The sequence below is a fragment of the Autumnicola edwardsiae genome (assembly GCF_031846505.1).
GTDB lineage: Bacteria > Bacteroidota > Bacteroidia > Flavobacteriales > Flavobacteriaceae > Autumnicola > Autumnicola edwardsiae.
The window spans coordinates 1-1,895 of sequence record NZ_JAVRHP010000214.1 but is presented as its reverse complement, the minus strand read 5'-3'; the positions used below and the strand labels follow the sequence as shown (position 1 = coordinate 1,895).

The following is a 1,895-nucleotide window of genomic DNA, read 5'->3' as shown; positions in this document are numbered from 1 at the left end:
GCAAGGATTTGCCTGAAAACTTCAGAATTTTCTTTTATCACCAACTTCTCCTGTCCTTCTTTGTTGTAAATATTCTGGACAACTTCCAGGATCTTCTTCGGAATTTCTTCCGGAGGAAGCACAAAATCTACCACACCTTCCTGCGCTGCACTCCTTGGCATTCCCTTGTACTCAGCAGATGCCTCATCCTGGGCAAATGTGATGCCTCCATGGTTCTTTATAAATTTCAATCCCTGGGTACCGTCATAACCGTTGCCGGTTAGAACCACTCCTATAGAATGTGATTGGTGCACTTCTGCCAGGGATTCAAAAAAGAGGTCTATTGGAAGGTTAAGCACCTTTTTCCCCTTTTCTGGCCTTGGAGAGAGTTCCAACTTACCATCATTCGACAACAGCAGTCTATTGCTGGGGATTATGTAAATAGTATCCGGTTCGACCTTCATATCGTCCGAAATTTCCTTTACGGGAATTTTTGTTGCCTTCTGCAGCAGTTCGGGCAGCAAACTTTCGTGACCTGGATCTAGGTGCTGCACTAAAACATATGCCATTCCGGATTTCTCGGGAATCGACTTCAGAAAAAGCTTAAATGCGGCAAGACCTCCCGACGAAGCCCCTACGCCTACTACCGGAAATTTATTAGCCGATTTTTTTAAACTCTTATCTATTTCAGGTTTGTTCGTTTTCTGCCCCATTTTGAACCGGAAGTTTTAAACCTGAATAATAAACAAAAGTCAAGACTTTATGATATGTTTATTCATTTATTTTTATCCAGCATGACAGTAAACTCCTCTGCATACTTTATGCTTAATATTTTTGAAGAAAAACAATTCATGAAAAGAATGTAAACCACGAGAATTCACTAAACAGATTGCACATAGCAGAGTTTGTAAAATGAAAAAACACTGAAAATCAGTAAGATTAACAGTGTTTTTTTACTTTTATGCTAACATTTTTGTCGGGGTGGCAGAACTAACTTACCACTTAACAATATATTGATTACCAGACACTTGGTTTGTTTCAATAAAATCAGGTAACCGAATAGGTAACCTTTGCACCGATTTTATTCGTGAATGCAAAGATATATGAATATCTCAAACTAAAAAACAATAAATAGACTTAAAATTTATTAAAACCATAAAAATTAAATCCTGCAAAGACACTAACAATATATAACAAACTATGACTAAAATTGATTGTATAAATGACAAAGTTTATCATTGCAATTTTTTAGGCTGGTAGCCACTCATTTAAATATAATGCTTCAAAAACTATATCGGCACTCTTATATTACCACCACCATAAACTATCAAGCTAACTTTATTCATAAAGATGCTGACGATGTATTGGATAGTGTAATTAATTTTTGATTTCCAGTAATGAATTGGAGTGATAAAAAAATATATTAAAGTAAAAAAAATGTTAATACGAACCGAAACTCTTAAATTTTCGTAAATTTGCTAAAGTGAAAAAAATCTTCAATAAAATACTATCTGTTTTAATGGCATCTATAGTGCTGTTTACTACAATGTCGTTCGCGGTAGATATGCATTATTGTGGAGATTCTCTGGTTGATTTTTCTTTATTTCATAATGTTAAGACCTGTGGAATGGAGAATCAACAACCCCAAAAAAGCTGTGAAAAAGGTTTCTCTGAAAAACCTTGCTGTTCTGATACGCAAATAACGATTGATGGTCATAATGAATTAAAATCATCATTCAATAATCTAACTTTTGAGCAACAAGCTTTTGTTGCTACCTTCTTCTATTCTTACATAAATCTTTTTGAGGGCTTGGATGAAAATATCATCCCCTTTAAAGATTATACGCCTCCCAATCTCATACGGGATGTGCAAGAATTAAACGAAACCTATTTAATTTGATTTTAAACAGTTCCCG

At 35.0% G+C, this 1,895-nt stretch carries 2 protein-coding genes; one reads left to right on the top strand and one right to left on the bottom strand.

Annotation, left to right across the window (positions count from 1 at the left end):
* Positions 1 to 692 (bottom strand): chemotaxis protein CheB (locus RM529_RS17100; protein ID WP_311485960.1); only part of this gene is annotated, 692 nt, incomplete at its 3' end.
* A gap of 770 nt (positions 693 to 1,462) precedes the next feature.
* Here RM529_RS17100 and RM529_RS17095 point away from each other — a divergent pair.
* Positions 1,463 to 1,879, top strand: a complete 417-nt coding sequence (locus RM529_RS17095) for an HYC_CC_PP family protein (RefSeq protein ID WP_311485959.1) — start codon at positions 1,463 to 1,465, stop codon at positions 1,877 to 1,879.
* The last annotated feature ends 16 nt before the right edge of the window (positions 1,880 to 1,895 follow it).